Source organism: Wolbachia endosymbiont of Onchocerca gibsoni (genome assembly GCF_029169405.1).
Classification (GTDB): domain Bacteria; phylum Pseudomonadota; class Alphaproteobacteria; order Rickettsiales; family Anaplasmataceae; genus Wolbachia.
In genome coordinates this window covers 859,786-881,266 of the sequence record NZ_JABUMP010000001.1, presented here as the reverse complement: position 1 = coordinate 881,266, position 21,481 = coordinate 859,786, and the positions used below count along the sequence as shown (strand labels likewise).

The 21,481-nt window shown below is 32.1% G+C and carries 16 protein-coding genes; 6 read left to right on the top strand and 10 right to left on the bottom strand.

The window, feature by feature from the left end; genetic code table 11:
• The first annotated feature begins 1,432 nt into the window (after positions 1-1,432).
• The gene (lepB, locus tag HSX44_RS03445; protein ID WP_275602313.1) at positions 1,433-2,188 is read left to right on the top strand and encodes a signal peptidase I; all 756 of its coding nucleotides are present in this window, start codon (positions 1,433-1,435) and stop codon (positions 2,186-2,188) included.
• A 4-nt stretch (positions 2,189-2,192) separates the two neighbouring features.
• On the opposite strand, the gene hscA is transcribed toward lepB, so the two are convergent.
• From hscA to iscU, 4 genes are read right to left on the bottom strand one after another with little or no spacing between them, the layout of a single operon-like run.
• Positions 2,193-3,968 (bottom strand): Fe-S protein assembly chaperone HscA, encoded by a 1,776-nt coding sequence (hscA, locus tag HSX44_RS03440; protein WP_275602312.1) that lies wholly within the window; start codon positions 3,966-3,968, stop codon positions 2,193-2,195.
• Complete coding sequence (locus HSX44_RS03435) at positions 3,946-4,404, bottom strand: iron-sulfur cluster co-chaperone HscB C-terminal domain-containing protein (protein ID WP_275602311.1); 459 nt, start codon at positions 4,402-4,404, stop codon at positions 3,946-3,948. The genes hscA and HSX44_RS03435 overlap by 23 nt, the downstream gene beginning before the upstream one ends.
• Positions 4,397-4,801, bottom strand: a complete 405-nt coding sequence (locus HSX44_RS03430; RefSeq protein ID WP_275602310.1) for a HesB/IscA family protein — start codon at positions 4,799-4,801, stop codon at positions 4,397-4,399. The genes HSX44_RS03435 and HSX44_RS03430 overlap by 8 nt, the downstream gene beginning before the upstream one ends.
• A gap of 7 nt (positions 4,802-4,808) precedes the next feature.
• Positions 4,809-5,201, bottom strand: coding sequence for a Fe-S cluster assembly scaffold IscU (iscU, locus tag HSX44_RS03425; protein WP_275602309.1), 393 nt, complete (start codon positions 5,199-5,201; stop codon positions 4,809-4,811).
• A gap of 187 nt (positions 5,202-5,388) precedes the next feature.
• On the opposite strand from iscU, the gene ftsY reads away from it, so the two are divergent.
• The 5 genes from ftsY to trpS all read left to right on the top strand — a co-directional run bounded on the left by ftsY (position 5,389) and on the right by trpS (position 10,831).
• Positions 5,389-6,303, top strand: coding sequence for a signal recognition particle-docking protein FtsY (ftsY, locus tag HSX44_RS03420; protein ID WP_275602308.1), 915 nt, complete (start codon positions 5,389-5,391; stop codon positions 6,301-6,303).
• A gap of 1,580 nt (positions 6,304-7,883) precedes the next feature.
• Complete coding sequence (rpsP, locus tag HSX44_RS03415) at positions 7,884-8,204, top strand: 30S ribosomal protein S16 (protein ID WP_275602307.1); 321 nt, start codon at positions 7,884-7,886, stop codon at positions 8,202-8,204.
• Positions 8,205-8,213: 9 nt separating this feature from the next.
• Complete coding sequence (locus HSX44_RS03410) at positions 8,214-9,245, top strand: polyprenyl synthetase family protein (protein ID WP_275602306.1); 1,032 nt, start codon at positions 8,214-8,216, stop codon at positions 9,243-9,245.
• 10 nt (positions 9,246-9,255) lie between these two features.
• Entirely contained in the window at positions 9,256-9,825 is a 570-nt protein-coding gene (locus tag HSX44_RS03405; protein WP_275602305.1) for a nucleotide exchange factor GrpE, read from the top strand.
• Between the two features lie 7 nt (positions 9,826-9,832).
• A complete protein-coding gene (trpS, locus tag HSX44_RS03400; protein ID WP_275602304.1) occupies positions 9,833-10,831 on the top strand; it encodes a tryptophan--tRNA ligase in 999 nt (332 codons plus the stop codon).
• A 985-nt stretch (positions 10,832-11,816) separates the two neighbouring features.
• On the opposite strand, the gene HSX44_RS03395 is transcribed toward trpS, so the two are convergent.
• The 6 genes from HSX44_RS03395 to HSX44_RS03370 all read right to left on the bottom strand — a co-directional run bounded on the left by HSX44_RS03395 (position 11,817) and on the right by HSX44_RS03370 (position 21,481).
• Positions 11,817-13,067: a pyruvate dehydrogenase complex dihydrolipoamide acetyltransferase gene (locus HSX44_RS03395; protein WP_275602303.1), complete on the bottom strand. Its 1,251-nt coding sequence runs from the start codon at positions 13,065-13,067 to the stop codon at positions 11,817-11,819.
• 1,562 nt (positions 13,068-14,629) lie between these two features.
• The gene (locus HSX44_RS03390) at positions 14,630-14,959 is read right to left on the bottom strand and encodes a hypothetical protein (RefSeq protein WP_275602302.1); all 330 of its coding nucleotides are present in this window, start codon (positions 14,957-14,959) and stop codon (positions 14,630-14,632) included.
• A gap of 570 nt (positions 14,960-15,529) precedes the next feature.
• A complete protein-coding gene (locus HSX44_RS03385; RefSeq protein WP_275602301.1) occupies positions 15,530-15,745 on the bottom strand; it encodes a hypothetical protein in 216 nt (71 codons plus the stop codon).
• A 991-nt stretch (positions 15,746-16,736) separates the two neighbouring features.
• The gene (locus HSX44_RS03380) at positions 16,737-19,094 is read right to left on the bottom strand and encodes a VirB4 family type IV secretion/conjugal transfer ATPase (protein WP_275602300.1); all 2,358 of its coding nucleotides are present in this window, start codon (positions 19,092-19,094) and stop codon (positions 16,737-16,739) included.
• A 55-nt stretch (positions 19,095-19,149) separates the two neighbouring features.
• Entirely contained in the window at positions 19,150-19,527 is a 378-nt protein-coding gene (locus HSX44_RS03375) for a hypothetical protein (protein WP_275602299.1), read from the bottom strand.
• Between the two features lie 913 nt (positions 19,528-20,440).
• Positions 20,441-21,481, bottom strand: a complete 1,041-nt coding sequence (locus HSX44_RS03370; protein WP_275602298.1) for an NAD(P)H-dependent flavin oxidoreductase — start codon at positions 21,479-21,481, stop codon at positions 20,441-20,443.

Sequence of the window (21,481 nt, the reverse complement as noted above, 5' to 3'; positions counted from 1 at the left end):
GTTTCTGGAGACAGTAAACATGTTCTTAACTTGTCTTTAATGATGAAAACTAATTTGGGAATTAGTAGAGTAGGAAAACGTCTTGCTTAAGCAATTAAAGAGGAATGGAAAAATTGTGAATACAATTTTGCGTAATCAGCAGCAAGGAATGTTTCTTGGACTCAGCCTTTATATATGTAAAACGTAACTTTGAGTAGGATACTATACAATAAGTTACTAAACTCCATCAATAATAAGAATATAATTTCTACACTAGTGCAAGGTATCAGCACTGGTTATATGTACCTAAGCTTAGTAAACAATTTGGAGTAGTTTTTCATGGTTAAAACAAGATGGCACTGTTGTAAGTATGTGTAAGATACTCAAAAACCAGAAGAGTTTTTAAAAAATTATAAATGCTTTCTATGAAGCTTATTTTTATGGTGTGCCAACTTTAGCTTGCTGTAAGTAAAGAATACAGTTTTACTTAAAAAGTAGCAGCTGCTAACTTTAAATGTAGATTTACTTCATTAACGTTTAGGAATTGAAGTCTTAGAAGGTGTAGGTGGTAAAATGAATTTTAATTAGTTGATAAGTAAAGTTTGATTAGAACATTTAAAACAAATTAATTTTATTATACCTGNACTATAGTGTGTGATAGGTTTTGATTTCTTGATTTGCGTGAAAGATCTAATCCTAAAGGAGGGTAATTGTGGTGAATTTAGCACAAATCAAGTTACTTAAGGAAATGGCACTATTTTAGTGTCTGGTGATCTACAAGAAGCTTTGCTTTGTTTGAAGGCTTGTTTCTGCTTTTAGCTCAATGAAAGCGATAAATGAAAATGTTTACTAGTGAGCTTTATGGGTTTAAAACTCTCGGTAGAGACCTTCTTAATTTCAGTACTAATGCTCATCTATATGAGGTTTTTTACTTTTCTTTACTGACTTTTTTATGAAACTTTCTAGTAACTGTAATCTTCAATTCTATAACTATATAGCTGTAACAAATACTGCTATGTTAGTGATAGCTGAGGTTTAAAGTAAAAAAACATTTCTATTAAGATTATGCTGTATCTAAGATTAACTAATGAGTTAATCTTATTGTTACCTACAAAAGAAGCTCTATAGTATGCCTGTTTTTTTACAGAAACTTTCTACTAATTCTCTTGATATCTACAACTTCAGATAATTGACGGTCTAAAATATAGCCTTTAATATACTGGTTAAGGATATATTAAGTTTCCTTATTAAGGGTAATTTGTAAATTTTAGCTTTTATCAGCTTCAAATATTTGCTCTCTAGAGCAAACAACAAAAACTTTGCGAAGTGTAAGTAAGCGATGAAGCTAACTTATGTAACTCGGATTTAGTAGTGAAAAACAATGTCCACGAGTAAAGTTTTACGTTGTTACTTTTACGTATTATAATAAGCTATAATTTATAGGAAAACAAAATTGAAAAAGTTAGAGAGATTAAAGAAAAACTTGGTAGCAAGGACAGGAAGGTTTTTATCTTCATTATTTTTTTTGCTGTTGATTGCACTATCAATACGTAGTTTTTTATTTGAACCATTTCATATTCCTTCTGGGTCAATGAAAAGTACTCTGCTTGAAGGAGATTATATTTTCGTTAGTAAGTATTCATATGGTTATAGTAGGTACTCTTTTCCATTTTCTCCAAGCATCTTTAGTGGTAGAATCTTTTATACTCCTCCAAAGCGTGGTGATATAATCGTTTTCAAACCAACAAGAAACGACAGCATCAGGTTCGTTAAGCGAGTAATAGGGATACCAGGTGACAAAGTGCAAATTATAGAGGGAGAATTATACCTCAATAATCAAAAAGTAAAGCGAAAGCAAATTGAAGACTTTTTTGATTATGAATCAAATCGTAGCATACCAAGATACATAGAAACTCTTTCACATGAGAGGGAACATGAAATTTTAATAGATAATATTTTCAATGAACTATCATATAATAGCCCGACTTATTATGTACCTGACAATCAATTTTTTGTTTTGGGAGATAACAGAAATAATTCTTTTGATAGTAGGTTTTCTGAAATTAGTTTTGTACCAATGGAAAATATAATTGGGCGTGTAAGCATAGTTGGTTTATCGTTTAAGTTGGAAAAGGTTAATTGGTTGCCATTTAATTTCAGAATACCTATTGCTCTGCGGTTGAATAGGATATTGCACAGTATCGTATAAAACTCTATCTATTTATTAATTTACACAACTTTAAAGAGGAATTTTTCAATTCAGCGATAGCGTTATTAATTTTGTTCAAGTCGTTTCCCTGTAAAGCATTTTTTGCGTTTTGCAATAGTTTTTTTAACCTTTGATTAATAGAAAGACCATTGTTGCTTTCAATCAGATGTATAAACTTACTTCCATTGACTTTTGCTTCTGCAAGAGAACGAGCTTTCATATCTTTATCAAAGTTATTTATTGATTGGTTAACCATGTCTTGAATATCGGTTTCACTTAAGCCAAAACTTGAATTTATTTCAACCGTTTGTTCAATGCTAGTGCTTTTTTCTCTTGCAGTAACAGTTAATATTCCATCAACATTAACTGTAAATTCTATTTCAACTTTTGCAGAACCTGCAGGTAGTGGCGGTATTCCTTTTAGTTCAAACTGTGCTAGAGACTTGTTATCTTCTATCATTTCGCGTTCTCCTTGACAAACGTGAATTTTCATTGCCGTTTGCCCGTGAGCGTAAGTCGTAAACTCTTTTGTTTCTGAAACTGGTAGTGGTGTATTTCTTGGTATAATTTTTTCAACTATTCCTCCCATGGTTTCTATGCCAAGTGATAAGGGTAAAACGTCGAGGAGAATATTCCTATCTTTTAAGCCTGAAGTTAAAACATGAGCATGTAAAGCTGCTCCAATTACAACTGCTTTGTCTGGGTCTACATCACTTAGTATTTTATTTCCAAAAAGTGTGACTAGTGAATTTTGTACTAATGGTACTTTAGTTGCACCACCAACTAAAATTACTCCTTTTATACTATCAATTTTAAGATTTATATCGCATATAGTACGAGTGGTTATGTTAATAGTCTTGTTAACCAATGGGGTAATTGCCTGTTCGAATTCTTCTTTAGTAATTTTGCATTTAAATAATTTACCGTTGATATTGAAGCCAAAAATGCCTGATGTATTTTCGCTTAGGTATTCCTTGACAAGGCGTGTGTTATGAATTCTAATGTTACTAAGGTATGTAACATCGGGACGTTCTTCACTTAAACTTTCCTTTTCTCTATACTTAGAAAGCACAATTGAACTTAGTAGGTGATCAAAATCATCACCACCAAGTTCGGTATCACCGCCAACCGCAAGGACTTGAAACACTCCTTGATGTAACTTCAATATTGAAATATCGAATGTTCCGCCACCTAAGTCATAAACTGCGTATATTCCACTGTTATTATTCTTTTTAATCGAATGAGAAAATGCAGCAGCAGTTGGCTCATTAATTAAGCGAAGAACCTCTATACCAGCTAATTTTGCTGCATATTTGGTTGCATTACGTGCTGAATCGTCAAAGTAAGCTGGCACAGTGATTACCGCTTTTTTTACTTTTATCCCTGTGGATTTTTTTACTTTTTCGCATAAAGCTTTTAATATCTCGGCAGAAATTTCAACAGGAGTAAGATATTTATCTTCTGCACATTTTATCCTAATAACTTTTTCACTTTCCTCATCTATTTCAAAATTGATACTTGCTTTATTCAAATCTTTGACATTTTTACCCATTAAGCGTTTTATGGAGTATATTGCACCTAGGCCAGCATCATATCCTATTTTAAATATGTTATTTTTATATGAAATAACAGAAGGCAGTAATTCTCTCCCCTGCTCATCTTTAAATATTTCTACGTTACCATCTTTATTGACTGCAGCAATTAAAGAATTGGTGGTACCAAGGTCTATCCCAAAAACTATTTCATTTGAATTTGGTTCAGAGACTTGAATTGGACGCATTTTTCTTTACCTCTTCAAATGACTTATATAGATACTTCAATCTTAAAACTTGCATTACAGCTTCATCAAAATTTTTTATAGCAAAAGCATTAATTAAGTTTTTAGTGCAGTTTTTTATCTTTTCATCAATTATCTTACTTGCAAATTGCAGGTTATCGCAATCTAGCAAGTACTCTCTTATTTCTATTGATTCATTTAGTATCTCGGAATTTGTATGATTCTCTTGGATTTTCACGCCAAAAAGATCCAGTAAATGTTCGGCCCGTTTTAGTGGGGACTTTAGCACTTGGTAAGCTTTGTTTATACTTTTCATGTTTTTAGACTTTCCTTTATTTATATCAGTCTTGCTTAGTTCAATATATTTTTTCTCTAGCTCATCAAAGTTGATGTTGAAAGCTGGCTCAATTTCAAGCAATGAAAAATGGTTTCTAAACATGAAAACTTCCTCCGCAACCACATTTTCCTTTCTCATTAGGATTTTTGAAAATAAAACCTGATGAGAATTTTTCCTCTACATAATCTATTTCAGAGCCAAGGATAAACATGATAGATTTCGGATCGATTAATACCTTGACTTTTTGACCGTTACTGCATCTTTCTTCAATTACCGACTCTAAAGGGCGAGTATCATATGCATATTCGATGTCATATTTTAAACCGGAACACCCTTTTTGTTTAATTAGCACTCTTATTCCTATTGCTTTTTCTGATTTTTTAAAGTTATCATGCTGTTTTTGATCCAATAAATATCCTATCCTTTCTACTGCATTTGTAGTGATGGTGATAGGTTTTTTATCTTTCTTTACAGCATTTACTTTTTGATATTCGTTCATAACTTTTTTAGTTATTACTTTTACTTTGTTTACTTTGATAATCATGAATAGCAGCTTTTATAGCATCTTCAGCAAGTACTGAACAGTGTATCTTTACTGGAGGTAAAGATAATTCTTTCACTATTTGAGTGTTCTTTATCTGTGTTACATCTTCAATAGCTTTACCTTTAATCATCTCCGTGAGTAAAGAGCTTGAAGCAATAGCAGAACCACAACCAAAAGTTTTGAATTTTGCATCTTCAATAACACCTTTGTCATTAACTTTTATTTGTAGCTTCATGACATCTCCGCATGATGGTGCACCCACTAAACCAGTGCCAACGTTTGGATCATTTTTATCCAAGGAACCAACGTTCCTTGGATTTTCATAATGATCTAAAATTTTTTTGTTATAACTCATAGAATTACCCCCAATAAACCACTACTTTACATTATAACACATTTACTTTAAAGACTAAAGAAAAACACACTTGTGATTAGCACATTTTACTCACAAAAGATGACACACGCAAGTATATTTGCTTTACAAATACATGTAGTACATGTAATTTTTTACATTAAGTTTAAATTTTAAAAGGAGTATTTACTTGAGTTTGTTTGGTAACTTTTATAAAGGCTTGTTAAAAACTTCTTTTCGCTTTAGCAACGGGGTGAAAAATATTTTTTCTGGCAAAAAAAAAGAAATAGATCAATTGCTTTTGGATGAGCTAGAAGAGCTTTTAGTGAGTATGGATGTTGGTCATAAAACTTCTAAGTTAATTATTGATAAGCTTGCAAGTATCAAGTGTGATAAGGAAGTTGAGCATAACGTTGTTACGCATCAGTTAATCAATGAAATAGAAGCTATATTGAGTCCTGTTATGCAACCGCTTATTTTGAATAAGAAACCGCATATAATAATGGTATGTGGGATAAATGGTAGTGGTAAAACCACAACTATAGGCAAACTCGCGTATAAATATAGAAAGATGGGAAAATCTGTTGTGCTAGTTGCATGTGATACATTTAGAGCTGCTGCTAGTGAACAGTTAAATATTTGGGCAGAGCGTTCTGGTTGTCCTATCGTTATTGGAGAATACGGAAGTGATTCTGCAAGTTTAGCATATAGAGCTGTAAGTCAAGCTATAAAAGACAACATTGATGTTGTTCTGATTGATACAGCAGGCAGGCTACAAAATAATGTAAACCTTATGGAAGAGCTATCAAAAATGTATAGAACAGTAAAGAAATTAGATGATACTGCCCCTCATGATGTTATTTTAATTCTTGATGCAACTACTGGCCAAAACGCTTATAGCCAATTAGAAGCATTTAGTAAGATGGTGAGTGTGACTGGGCTAATTATAACGAAGCTAGATGGCACTGCTAAGGGTGGAGTAGTTATTGGACTTGCAGAAACTTATAAAGTGAAGTTGCCAGCTATAGGAATTGGTGAAAGTATAGAAGATCTAAAGGAATTTACTGGCAAAGAATTTGCTAAGGCGTTGTTTAACTGTGATTGAAGATTTATCTTAACTCTTTTATGTGGTTAAACTTAATTATTTTGTTATCATGAGATAGGTAGTTGCTGTTTTAGGTATAGTATAGTTTTTAAAAATTCATAATTTTTTACTTTTTTAACCTTTAGATTAGCATGTGGAATATTCTTAATTAATTTTGCTTGAAAGTATAACTTTATCATAGTTTCTTTAAGAAGCTGTTAATATTAAATTAACTATTTTTTTTAAAAAAGGTATAGCAACATCAGCTGATAATTCCTATGCTTTTAGTTTCTCACAAGACTCAGGTACACTTCTTTTTTATGTAAAAATATTTTGCGACAAGTATTTAACACTGTAATGATTATAGCTAATCGATATTAATATCCCATTCAATTACTACTCTTCTTGGGTTTCCGTATTTGTTCCTGTTATCTAACTCTTGGACTTTTAGTAGAGTCAGTCTAGAACCATTAATTTTATAAATATAGCATTGCCGACATCTTTTTTGCTATTGGTATTGTCTATTAGAAATGACGCTGATGGATGTCAATGGAGGTATTAGTTCTACTTCAGATATTTCAAAAGTGGCTAACTTCATTTCTAGGGGGCAGACCTATTTTAAATAACGTACGAAACTTGGTGTTGATTGCTATTTCCGCTTTCAAAATACAATACCGTATTCACCCTATGTGTTCTAAAGTTTTAAGGTCCTGCTGTTTTATCCATTCTTGGTTATATGGCTAATCATTAAAAAAAATATCATACTATTTTGCAAGAATGGTCAACTCATGAGCTCAGGTGTGAACCTGTGTTATAATGCTTAGTTCTAATGTAGATTTAGCTTTACACATTGTTTGTGAGGATTGATAATTAAAAATTTTAGTGTTTTTATTTTTCTATTGTCATTATTAGATCAGCTAAATATACTATAGATTAAAGCTTAATTTTTTGGTTTCTTTATCTTAGGAAGCTTTGCTCTTAGGTTGCTCTAAAGACTTTTCGCACAATACATAAAAATTCTTGAAAGAAGAAAGTTGTGCAATATTAGCTGTAATTCTAAGCGAAAGGGTAGACTTTCCAAGTTAAGTTTAGGTTCGCCATCACAGTTGAAATGCTTGGTACCTTAAACAATATCTTCAATAGAAACTCTATTTGACTTTTTTATTCTTATTAAAAGAAGTTTAGAGGGTAATAATTTTACATCTGGTAACGACTTTTATTAAAAGTGGTATGGATGTATTGCTTACTTCTGTTTTTACTACTATTTCTTTAATAACTATAGTCCAATTGTCACATGCGATGAATCTTTTACCCACCTACAGTGTACTTTGATTGCAGAACTAACATATGTGTACAGCTCTCATAAAAGCCAGGTTACTTTCCATAATTACAATAGAGACTAGCTAAATAGGTAAAATAAGTTTAAACAGCGAAACCTCATAAACCTTGTAATATTAAGATAATTTTCATAAATTTGAGCATGATGCACTTCAGACACTCTGTCATATGTACATTGTAAGGTGCAAAAGTTGTATAATAATTTATTTGACTTGAACTGCTTATTATATAAAGTTATAAGTAACATATGAATAAAGGTTAACATGGCAGTTAAAATAAGGTTAGCAAGATTTGGTGCAAAAAAACGCCCTTTTTATAGAATAATTGTAGCTGATTCGCGTGCACCAAGAGATGGACGTTTTATTGAAAGAATAGGGCAATATGATCCAATGCTAGCGAAAGACAATAAAAATCGTGTTGTGATAAAAGCTGATAGGTTAAAATATTGGCTAAGTGTAGGTGCGCAAGCAACTGAAAGAGTATTATGGTTCATCAAAAAGGGTCTTTTAGCTTTAGAAACAGAAAAGAGAAAAATGGAACCAAAGGAAACAAAAAGAAAAAAAGTAAAAGAACAAGAGGCGTAAGTCTCTTTAATGCTGTCAGTAAATAATAATGATATATTAGATAATGTTGTATCTTCTGATTTGTCAGCTATGAAAGATTTTATCTTTAATAGTGTTGATAATGAAGATATTAAGCTTGCTGCTGATGTTATATCTCACCTTGTTAAGTCAGGTGGAAAAAAAATCAGGCCTAAGCTCGTCTTTGTTATATGTAAAATGCTTGGCTATTCTAGAGAGGATAGAATTAAAGTTGCTGCATCGGTAGAATTCATACACAATGCCACTTTGCTTCATGATGATGTTCTTGACGAAAGTGAAGTGCGTCATGGAGTTGAAACAGCAAATAAAATTTGGGGGAATAAATCAAGCATTTTAGTCGGTGATTTATTATTGACTCTGGCATTTAGGTGGCTCATAGAGTGTGAGAATTTAAACATTATTTCTATCCTATCTAGGGCATCGCGTTCACTTGTGAAGGGTGAAATAAAGCAGATGACGACATGCTTTAATCCTAACACTATTAGGAAAAACTATTTTGATATCATTGGAGAAAAAACAGCATCTTTATTTTCTGCATGTTGTGAAGCCGCATCTGTGATATCTGGTGCTACAAGTGATGAGATAGAGAGATTAAAGAGTTTTGGATTTAACTTTGGCATGGCATTTCAAATAATTGATGACATGCTCGATTATACTGCTAGTCAAAGTGCTTCTGGAAAGCAAGTCGGAAAAGACTTTTTTGAGGGTAAAGTTACTTTACCTGCCATTATAGCGTATGAAAAAAGCAGTACGGTGGAACAAAAATTTTGGGAAAAATGTTTTTCTTCAACTGAACGCGATTTTGATCAAGCATTGTACTATATTAATCACCATAATGCTGTTGAGCTTTCTATAGAGAAAGCAAGGCATTATATTAGCATAGCACAAAATAATATTAGTACTTTTTCTGATTCTCCTTATAAAACTGCTTTAATTAACTTTTTAAATGCGAGCATAAAAAGACAAACTTGGCTAGTTCTTGATATTTTTAGATTAATTGCTATATATTTATTAGGTTCTTAGGGGTAATGGTATGTCAAGTGGTAGTAAAGAAAAGGGGAAGAAGTTTACCGATGTGGTAAATAAGCAGAAGAGTGAAGGTCAGCAAAATGATAGCAACAACCAAACTAGTGATTTGGACGAAGATCTCAGTATATTAAAAGAGCGCGCAGCTCAGCTTGAAGATCATTTACGCCGTGCTGTTGCAGACAACGAGAACGTCAAACGTATAATGCAAAAGCAAATCAGCGATGCAAGCGATTATGCAGTTACACAATTTGCACGTGATATAATAGACTCTTGCGATAATTTGAAGAGAGTAATGGAAAACCTGGAAGATGGTGATCCTGTTCATGAGGGGATTAAAGTAGCTCATCAAAAAATTATGAGTGATCTTAAAAAATACGGAATAAAAGAAATGGATCCAATTGGGGAACTCTTTGATAGTAATTTGCATCAGGCTATTGTGGAGAGAGAAGATAATGAAAAAGAGGTTGGCACTATCATGGAGGTTTTACAAACCGGTTATACTATTAAAAGTAGGTTACTTCGTCCTGCAATGGTTGTTATTTCCAAGAGATCTGCTGATTGTGAAAACAATTAGTAAAATAATGTGTAATATTGTTTTTTCAGGTGTTCAACCAAGTGGTATATTGCATTTAGGCAATTATCTTGGTGCAATTAAGCAGTGGGTAGATTTACAGGATAAATATAAATCTTTTTTTTGTATTGTTGATTTACATGCAATTACAACCAATAAGCTTTCTGCAAGCGAATTAAAAGGTAATATTTTAAAAACAGCAGCAGCTTACATTGCGTGTGGAATAAATCCAGAAAAGTCCATTATTTTTAGTCAGTCCACGGTTAGCGGCCATACTAAGCTGGGTTGGCTGCTTGGGTGTTATACGCCAGTTGGTTGGCTTAACCGTATGACTCAATTTAAAGATAAGGCTGGTGATGGCAAACAAAGAGCATCTTTGGGGTTATATAGTTACCCGGTACTTATGGCTGCAGATATATTGCTGTATCGAGCTAAATACGTTCCTGTTGGTGATGATCAGAAGCAACATTTAGAGCTCGCACGTGATATTGCGTTAACTTTCAACAGTTACTATAAAATTGATCATTTTATCATACCTGAAATCCTACTTTTAGATTATACATCGAGGATAATGAGCTTAAGGAGTAGTGCAAGTAAGATGAGTAAGTCTGATTCTTCAGAAGGTTCATGCATTAACCTTGATGACACCGATGATCTAATTATTAAAAAAATAGGAAAGGCAAAAACAGATTCAATACTAGGCTTTGATTTTGCTACTTTGAAATACCGCCCGGAAGTAAGTAATTTATTAAACATTTATTCAGCACTCGGTAGTTTTGATGTAAGTAAAGTGTGTGAAGAAATGAATAAACATGATATGAAGTTCTTTAAGAAAGAGTTAGCTGATTTAATCATCAGTGTCATATCACCTATACGTGAGAAGATTANTCATCTCTTAAAGTACCAATCTTATTTATATGAAATCTTAAAAAGAGGTACAGAAAAAGCAGCAGAGATTGCAGATCATAGCATAAAAGAAGTTAAGGATATTATAGGGCTTGTTCAATAGTTAAGCATTAGAGGTTTAAAGTACAAAAAACATAGATGTATTCTGTTTTTTGTGTGTTACTAGCACTTAAATTTATCAAAAGCTTGAGCTAGTTATAAACTGATTTTAGTTGCTAGATTTGGTAGTTCTCTTCTAAATAAGAATTCAGAAAAAATGCAGGATGTGTGTACATCCATGTATATTGAAGGTACGCTATATTTTTTACTGAGTTTTAGTTCTTTGATAGAAAAGCCTACAGATGAAGGTGGATTTTTTGAGTTCTCTAAATATTTTTGCCCTCAGTATAATGAGAGTATGAGTATGCGGAAGTAATTTTCCTGTAGTTAGCCAAAACAAAATTAAGTAAAACTTATTTTTTTATCGAGGATTTAATATTACCATCTTGTGGTCTATTCTGAATTTGTAGGATGAACATTGATATAAAAAATTTAGTTCATTCTTTTTCTGAATTGCTGAGTTTGAGGCCATCATCATCACGCAGGTTAGTTATATATCTCAGAACAGAGAAAAGGTGTTATGCTGCTACTTGCACCCTTGATTAAAGATGCTAGCGCATCTTATAATAAAGTGTGAGGTCTGCAGAAGATCTAGATAGTATAAGGTCACCTTGTCTATTTGTACCAATTCAAAAAGTGGTAATAAATTAATATGTGTAATAGGAGGATTGGTGATATATAGGCGTTTGAAAAGAGAAACATATATTCTAGTATCTAGTATCTTACACCATGTTTTGGTAGATTATCTGCAATAAACATAAACAGCTGGCTTAGTACCAAAAGAACTTAGCTTTAGTGCTATTCATAAAAGAGTTGCAGAATCCAAGATTAAAGAGGTTAAATTTTAATCTTGTGGTAATAAAGGGTATATTATATGTTAGTGCGTTTTTGTGTCAATATATATACTTTTACCTCTAAACCATTGACCAATATGATTGTAAATTTATGGGCATTAATTCAATAATAATAATGTTAAGTAGATTAAATACTTATGTAACTTCGATAAGTATTGTTAGAGGATTCTCTATATAGTGCTTAAAGGTATTTAAAAATTTTGCTCCCATTACTCCATCAACTGTTCTATGGTCAGCTGAAAGTGTTACTATCATTATCTCTGCAATCCCTACTTTTTCATTTATAATAATCGGTTGCTTTTTGGATGCACCAACGGCCATAATGCAAGACTGTGGCGGATTAATAATAGCGCTGAAAGCTTTTATATCAAACATCCCTAGGTTGGAGATAGTGAACCCTTTCCCTTGAAATTCTTCAGGTTTTAATTTACCGGATTTCGCTCTGTTTACTAAAGTTTTCACTTCTCTTGATATAGATAAAATACCTTTTTTGTCAGCATTTTTCACTATAGGAGTAATTAGGCCATCTTCAAGTGCTACAGCAACTGAAATATCTATATTTGAATATCTTACTATCTTGTTATCTATCCACGAGGAATTTATGTCAGGAAATTTTTTTATGCTAAAAGCCGCAGCTTTAATGATTAAATCATTAATTGTTACTTTATTGTTTTCGTTTGCTGAGTTAATCTTATTTTTGAGTGATATGAGGTTGTCAACCTGGCAGTCTACAGTTAAATAAAAGTGTGGGATATTCTGCTTAGATTCAACCAAGCGCTCTGCTATCGTCCGGCGCATGTTACTTACTTCGATTATAGTGTCTTCACTTAACCTTTTACGGCTTTCAATTTGTGTATTACCATCTAAAAGTTCTAATACGTCAGCTTTAACGATACGACCATGCGGACCTGTACCTTTTAGGTGCGTTATGTCAACACCTTCACTTTGAGCTATTTTTTTAGCTAATGGGCTTATTTTTATTCTATCTTCTACTACTACCTTGTTGGTATCTTCTTCTTTTCTAGGTCTTAGTGTTAAGCACTGGGATGATGTTGGAAGGTTAGTTTCAATTTCCTTTTCAGGTTTGATATTAGTAACAGAAGCTGAAACGTAGTTATCAAGTGCATTCCAATCTTCCTCCTCTTCCAGCATTATAGCTATCGGTTGATTCACAGGTACGCCGCTTACTCCTTCTGACACTAAAATTTTTGCCAAAACTCCTCTATCTACAGATTCAAGCTCCATTATAGCTTTGTCGGTCTCTATTTCAGCAATTATATCGCCTACTTCGACTTTGTCTTGTTCTTTTTTGTACCATTTTACAATTTTTCCTCCTGTTTTACTCATTGTCGGTGAGAGAACAGGCATTAGTATTTCTATGGGCATTAACTTTGCATTTAAAGATCTATTCAATTTTTAATTTACTCTTTATCTTGTGTCAATCTAATCGTGAATTGTTATAAATGAGTTTGTTATAACAGAAATAGAAAAGTGCAGTGAAAGGTGATGTTGCCATTTTTTTCCCGTGATGCTAAAGCATGGGTACAGAGAGGATTATGTGAGAAAGTTGATTCAGTTAGTAAAAGATTTGAATTAACAGTGGTTTTCAAGCTTTCTGTAGCTATCTCTTTGAACAGAGTAGAAAAAAAGTGTACTAATTTTTTTGATGTTCTGGGTAATCTTTTTCCTCCGTGGTGCTATTGTATTTTCCACAGAGACTATTCACCATTTCTTCGGTGGATGAGTTTATAATTCTTGTATAGTATCACTTCATTCTCTTAGCGATTAGTTCGCTTTAAAAATTAACTTAAAAATTTTACTATTTTCTTTTTTTAACTTCACTTTTTATTTTACTTTCTATGCCTGTAATATCAATCTGATCGACTTTTTCTTTTATTAAGTTGATATGTTTATAATGTCTGATATTTGGATCTTGCAACTACACTGTTAGTTATACAAAGAGTAATTAAAATCAGATATTTAACTTGCAGCACGCTTATGTATAACCTAATCTAAGTAACTTAGTATGGTATTTAGCATTAAACTCTATTAATTCAGAAGTTTTGTTTTTTAGCGACATAAAATACTTTTCTCATTTACATTAGCTACATCTTTTTATAAAGTACAGCAGTTAAACTTAAATAGTAAATTATACGTAGTTATTTTAATTAGTTACTAAAATGAGAGAAAAGCCTGAATTTTAGCTATTTTAAGTGATAGTTAAAATTTATGACTTATTATGTTATGACCCTAGCAGTTCTTTTCTGACTTCCTCTTCGATTTTTTTCTTATATTTACATTAAGGCTCCTTACCGAAGAATTAGTTATAGTTCCGAGACTATAGAAATCTTTTATTGTTTTTTTAATGAAGTCACTTATTTCTTTTTTATTGAATTTCTCAATAATAGGTTTAATCTTCACATGCCCTGGAAAGCCTTTGCTATAAACCCCTTTGCTTTTGTCAATGCAGCCACCTGTACCAGGTATACTGCTTCTAAAATCACTGGTACAACTTACCGTTTTGTTTTATACTTGATTTCACCATTTTCTATATATACAATTTGATTATCTTGTATAGATTTCAATGTATTTGCTGTTGTTATCTTTCCTTCTAGTCTTAAATTTTTTTCTATAAATTGCTGTTTTTNTTGTGACTTGTATTTTCAGGATCATATGTTCTATGTTTACTTCCGCCTGCAACGGTGATTGATTTCTTACGATCTTGCTTATCTAAACTACACATTTCTATAAAAGTAGATTTCCCGTTTTTACTTGAAATGTGGTTTTCGTTATTACTTCTTTCCTCTATAGCTCTAATTTTAATTAAAGGATAATCAGGATCAATTCTTAGTTTAGCTTTAATGTAATCTCCTGGCATTCCTGATCTTCTCTTAGTAGAACATACATGAGATTTACAGTTAACAGATGTGTCTGCTATATAACCTGCTTCACCACTTTTCCCGTGCTGCTATTTCAATAGAATCGAACATTATTGATAAATCATCTGTATAAATATCTTTATTTTTCGAATCATGGAATTTTTCACTCTTTTTCTCAAGTTCTTGCTTCAGTTGTTTCTTAGTTATTTCTTTCAATCTCTTTTTTGAACCTTCCAAGTCAAACCTACATAATTTATTAGCATAAAAGACCTCTGACGTGTTTGCTTTAATCTGCTGGTCTTTTGATTGCATGTACTTCTGTGTTTCATTGGTGTTCTTGTCTTTGCAATCCACTTCCTCATACTTCAAGTAAAATGGATTATTATCCTTTTTATTCAAATATATTGTGTTGAACGACTACATGTTTCATTAACTCAGATGCAGCCATAATCATCCTGATTACAATTTTTTTCTTCATGCTTTCCATCTATTAGATTGTATACTACTTTCAGCCCTTTACCAGATGCAAATGCTTCATCTATCTTATTATTTTGATTTACACAGTAACTGCATTCTACCTTCTTTTGCTTATTTTATCAAGAAAGAAAACATACCCTTGCCTGTTAAATATATATTCTATCCAACTCTTCTTGAGGTTTTTGTAGAAGGTTGACTGTTTCTTTTTCTTTGCTTGGGAGATAATAGAACTGATTTGATTCTTTTGAATAAACAAGCATCTTATTTAATATATTTTGTCTCCATTAGCTTTAATGGTATTACCTCACTTTCTCTTTGAAGTACATATTCCTCTGTTCTGGCTTCCAGCCAGAAAGACAGAGTATTTTGCTTTTGATATTTTTTTGTACTTTACTTTTACTTTTGGATGCCCTAAGTTATCTAATTTGCACTTACCTTCTGTATTAAACTCTTCACATTCTTCTTTAGTATCAGGAACATAACCATATTCTTTCAGGACTTAAATTGTTGCGTATTATTTTCTAATATACCTTCTATAATATTGTCAACATTACTTTTATTATTAGTTGTTTTCGCTACTATTGCTGGCTTTATTACTGTTAAAGACAAAGGGCCAATGTTTTTAGTAGAATTAGTATTAACATCGAAAGTACAGGAGCCATTTTTATACTTTTTGTTTACTTGACTCATGCAATTTTTTCTGTTCATTCTCATTCTTATCTTTAACGTATTATTCTGTTTTCTTTGCATGTTACTTTGTATTATCTCTACTACCTCAGGTTCCGGGGCTGGTGGTGCTGGAAAACAACGAACGAACTGCGGATTTTTTNTCTATGCCTTGAGTTCCATAGTATTCAGCGCAGAGCTGACCTTTTTTTCTATATGTTATAAAGTAGTATGTAGTGCTATCTTTATTTAAAATAAAATGTTTCTTAATTTCATCTGTAGTAGGAAGCTTATCATTATTATCTTCTTTGTCCTTTCTAGGAAAATCTAACTCTTTTTCAATTTTTCCATCTTCTATTGTTAGATCACTGACTATTACCTTAACCTTAGGTTCAAAGTAATCATTTATCTTCATTCGTTATAGGAACAATTTTCACCTTAGGAGGTGGGATCGTAAGTTGTTCACAAAATGGAGGCGGACTGGGAGCAAGTGGCACGGGAGTACATTTCACTTTTGTTTGATAACAAGTGTCACAAAGGTTACTATGATCTATAATGCTAAATCCCAAAATTTCGTAAACCCAGATCTACGAGCACCTTTTTGATTACAAGCACATATNTTTGCAAATCTCTCTTTTTCTTCATCAGATATGTTACTGTCAATCATACCATCTGCCCATTCCCATTCAAGGCCTTTCCCAATTTTTGTTCTAACGGATGTCTTATCTCCTTCCCAATCGATAAAAGCTGCTGCTGACACTCTGTCTCCTGTACTTTGTGTTCCATATATTTGACGGCAGGGTTCTCCGCTTTGTAAGTCATAACAGTAACTTTTTCCGTTATAAGCACATCCTCTAATTTTNGGATTAAAGTAGCCATTTACTCCTTGATCTTTTATTGCTATTATCTTAATCTCTTTTACCCAATTACCAGTAAGCATTCCTTGAAACCAAGGATTGCTCTTTACAAAAGGTGGACAATCAGCATACCCTTGATACGAAAGACTAAATATCAGAGAAGCATGAATGAAAAATTAAGTCTTACACTTTTCATAAAATACCGGTAACCATTTATTAACTTTGTCACCTTTTTCCTTTATCGCTTCATACATATACTTTATAGTCTTTTTATTAGCTGAGAGGACGTACATTTCTTGTATATTCTTCAAATCTAAATTTAAAGTTATTAACCCTTTATGTTGCTTTATTAAAAATAAACCTTCTTGTGTTGGAGTTTGCAAAATTGTATTCAGTTCCTCTTTCGATAAAGAAAATGCTTTCATGTATAATCTATTTGCATTGATATTTGGCATCAAAATTCTTGTATCGACATGCTTATCTAAGTATTGAGTAAATTTGCTAGTAAATGCTAAATTTAGGTTTTCAGTACTTGAGATTACCACGACATTTAATTTTGTCATTCTTTGCATCCAGTTATCAAACTCTTTCTCTGTGGAAAAAATATTGCTTATTTCCCATGCTTCATCTAAAACAAGTATTACAGGTGAGCCATCACATTTTGCTTCGAAAGAGTATAAAAAATAGTAAAGTATCACGGACATACATTCCTTTCGTTTTGTGATGTTTGCGGTGTTGAGAGATATAGTTTTTGTTTTCCAATCGATATCGGATTCACAACCTTGAAGCAAGTAAGCAAACTCACCATCACCACACCATTTACTTATTTTACCCCCAAGGGGTAAAAGCATCTCAGAAATTTTAGAAATAGAACGCAATTCTTTTGGTACAGTAAATATAGAATCTACAATTTTTTTTATCTTTTCTTCTATGTTTGCTAAACTTGTATCATCTATCATCTTTTTGATTAACTTAATCAGCATATTGCGATTAGAAGCGCTATCTTCAATATTTAATGGGTTAAATTTTAGGCTTTTATCTTTATATTTTGGGTCAATTATGTAATATTTACCACTCACTGCTTTAGTAAAGATTATTGATTTTCCAGTGTTATCCAATATAATAATTTTAGGATTAAATTTTCTTGACTCAGATAGTAAGAAATTAATTAATGAAGTTCTGCCAGAATTTGGAGCTCCAAGTATTGTAGTGTGACCATTGTTTTTCTTCCCATGAAAATTAAAAAAATAAGGGCTTCCTTTTTTTGAAAAAAAGATCGTCACTGCTTCTTTCCATCTTCCTCCTTTTAATGTACCTGATGTAAAGTCATGTAGCATAGCAAAGCTGCAAGCATATTTTGCTAGTATACTTTTTGGTTGCGTAATAAAAGTAAAATTGCACGGAAGTTGTGCCCAAAAATGATTTTCCATATGTAAATCAGTTCTAAACATCATCAAACCAATTGACGACATTACGGAGGATAGGCTGCTAATATTTTCAGTTAATCTATTTCTATTATCTGCAAAGATTGCAAAAATAATTTTTTGTTGACAAAAGTTAATAGCAGAAGTTTGTCCAAGTTCTATTATTTCCTTTATTCCTGAATTTTGAAGTAGAGTATTGTCCTCACTGATTTGCAGCATATTAATTTGATTTTTAAATTCTTTAACTGCTTTATTGTTACTAGTAAATAGTATTATTTCTGTAATAATAAACTCAGAGTCAAGCTGTAAACACCTGTCTATATTTTCTAATGGAATTTCCCGATATTCTTTTATGCAAAAGATAGAGCCAAACTTTTGTTGATTTTCAAATGTTGTTTGAAATGTATTAAAGCCAAAAGCTACCTTTAAATCTTTAATGTGTTGCGACAGATCTATTTCACGTATTGGATAATCTTTGTGTGTTAACGTAACGATGTAATGGAGAAATTCTGTCATTTCAGAATATACTCTACCCTCACTAAACCTAAGACCAAGCTTCTTGGCCCCGAAAGGTTTTAAATCACTTTGAATTAAATCAGTTACCTTCCTTAATTCGTGATGATTTTCTCTTAATGACAGCTTATGCTCATTCTTTATTCTACTGAGAAAAAACGAACTATTAATATACTTACCGAAATTGCTAAACACTAGTACAATATATAGCTCATTTATATAATGTAATTTGCTGTCAGTGAGCTTATTAAACCAAGTTGAATGTAATTTATCAGAAAAGTCTCCAGTTTTATTCCATTTTAAGCGGAATTTGTTACGCTTTCTAACAGTATGAACCCAAACGGTAAAATATAGGCTATTGATATTTTTTGATATACTTTTTCTAATTTCAGTTCTAAGGTCACTATAGTTCTCAGCAGAGAAATAGTCTTCTAACTTGATTATTTTTAACAATTCTCCCTGTTTTGTTAGTATGGTTTCTTCATTATAATGGCAGGAGTAAGGGATAAAATCTAAATCAATACTTTTAAATAATGCTAAATTTAATTTATTTTTCCCACCAAGCTTAGGATTAATTGTTAGTATTTTTGGTTGCATATAACATCATGTACATTTAATAAATAAAAGGTAACTAAAATACTACAAGTGATACTTAATAATCTTTGTCTTTTTTGCTATCGGATTGTAAGCTTGTACCTTTTGAGAAGTTAAATTTTTCTTTCAGGTAATCCGTTGCTTTTTCTATGCTACCAAGCATCATAACCAACACGCCAACAAACATTATTATGAAAAAGATTAAGCCCCTGAACACTATTGCAAATATCACTGCAATTATACATAACCCTATAATTGTTGAAGGACTCATATTCTCTATGATCTCTTTAACTGAGAATGAAAAAATAAAGTTTTTTATTATTTCTTGTATATCCTTTAATTCAGTACTTGCTAAATTTGCTTTGCTAGAGTATGATGCGAAACTAAAGCTCAGCAAGGCTATGAAAACTAAAACTCTGTTCAATTGAATATGCATCAACTAAATACTTCTTAAACATCTTTTAATTATAGCAACTTCCACATCAACGAGCAAGAACTGTATTTACTTGTTTACTGCAAGTATAATGCATATTTGGTTTTTATCATTATTTATTGATGTGTTGATATTAACATGATAATTCACATTAATAGATATTAACTTGTTTGATAGAAAGCTTAAATGCAATCCGGATGCTGTTATAGCAAANCTGCAGTCATAGAACAAATAACCCTGTTTTTATTAACCCCAATGTTATTTCTCTTGTAATAATGTGTATTCCTACTGAAAGAATACGACTTCTGCAAGAATAATGTAAAGATTTTTATTATTCGGTTATTTTTCAGGTAATGTACTTTTACTATTGTTTTTGTTTGTATGAGGTTTTACTCAATGAAAGAGCCATACTTTTTTATTTTTTTCTTTAGATTGTAATGGGTTACTATGACCATCTGTAATCCCAGTGTCAAGCACTGAGATTTAAAAGAAGAAAAATATAAGTTCAGGTATCACACATTGGAATAACACCATTTATTGTAAAAATAAGTGTTTATGCATAAATTGCTTTGATATACAAGAAATTTACCAAATAAAAAAGGTAAAAGTAACTCTGTGATAGATAGCATCCTTTAATCTTGAAGATTGGATTCTATGATGTCTTAAAGGCTATGTGAACCTATTTTGGCTTATATAGGTAAAAACTAGAAATTTTTGTAGAGACATAAGGTGTATATAATGCAAAAAATTAAGCATTAAGTATAAAATACCAAACTACGTAATATTTTTGTTATTTTGATCCGCACAAATTAAAGATAACTAAAAATACCTTCATTCTTGTGATGAGAAAGCTGGTAGAATTTGTCAGGTAATTTTTAGTTCTATTTTTATAGCTAGNAAAATCTGAATCTATTGGTTAACTATTTGCTTTGCTAATTGCTGGGCTTTCTGCTTCTGCAGATTTGCTTTCAATATAACTATCTGCTTGTTGGATTAACATATTCACTACTTCTTTTACAGGCTTTTCTCTATCAACCATGCCAACACTTTGACCGGCCATTAAAGATCCTGTTTCAACATCTCCTTCAATCACTGCTCTTCTTAGAGCTCCAGACCAGAATTTTTCTATCTCAAGTTGCCCATCCTCTTTTGAAATCTGTCCCTTTTGATACTTATCGATAATTTCTTTTTGATGTTTCATAAAATCGTCACTTGCTTTGTTGGCTATAGCTCTTACTGGAATTACAGGAAAATCGGCACTTATCTGTACAGAAGATACTGCATTACGTGCAGCTGATTTTATAAACACTTCCTTAAAATTTTTATGAGCAATTGATTCATTCGTGCAGACAAACAATGTACCTATTTGGCAACCACTTGCTCCTATTTCTAGGTAATTAACTATCATTTCTCCTCTCCCTATCCCACCTGCAACAAATACTGGTGTTTGCTTATTTTTAAAATGAGGCAATATTTCTTGTACGAGAACGGAAGTACTAACAGGGCCTATATGCCCACCTGCTTCCATTCCTTCTATTATTAATGCATCTACTCCCATTTTTACTAACCTCTTTGCAAGGCTTAATGATGACGCAAAGCATATTACCTTTATGCCCACATTCTTGATTTTTTCTATACTAGACTTCGTTGGCAATCCACCGGCAAGAACTATGTGACTTACTTTTGTTTCAATGCACATATCTATCAACTTATTCAAATTTGGATGCATAGTAATTAGATTTACACCAAATGGCTTGTTAGTTAGTTTTTGTGTCTCCATGATTTCTTTTTTCAGCAAATCAGGAGACATCGCACCGCATGCAATTACACCAAAACCACCGGCATTTGAGATTGCTGAAACCAGGCTTCTTTCTGAAACCCAGCTCATGGCACCACCCATTATTGCAAAATCACTACCAAGGAAATTCGCTCCTTTTTTCCAGAGGCTGCTTAACAT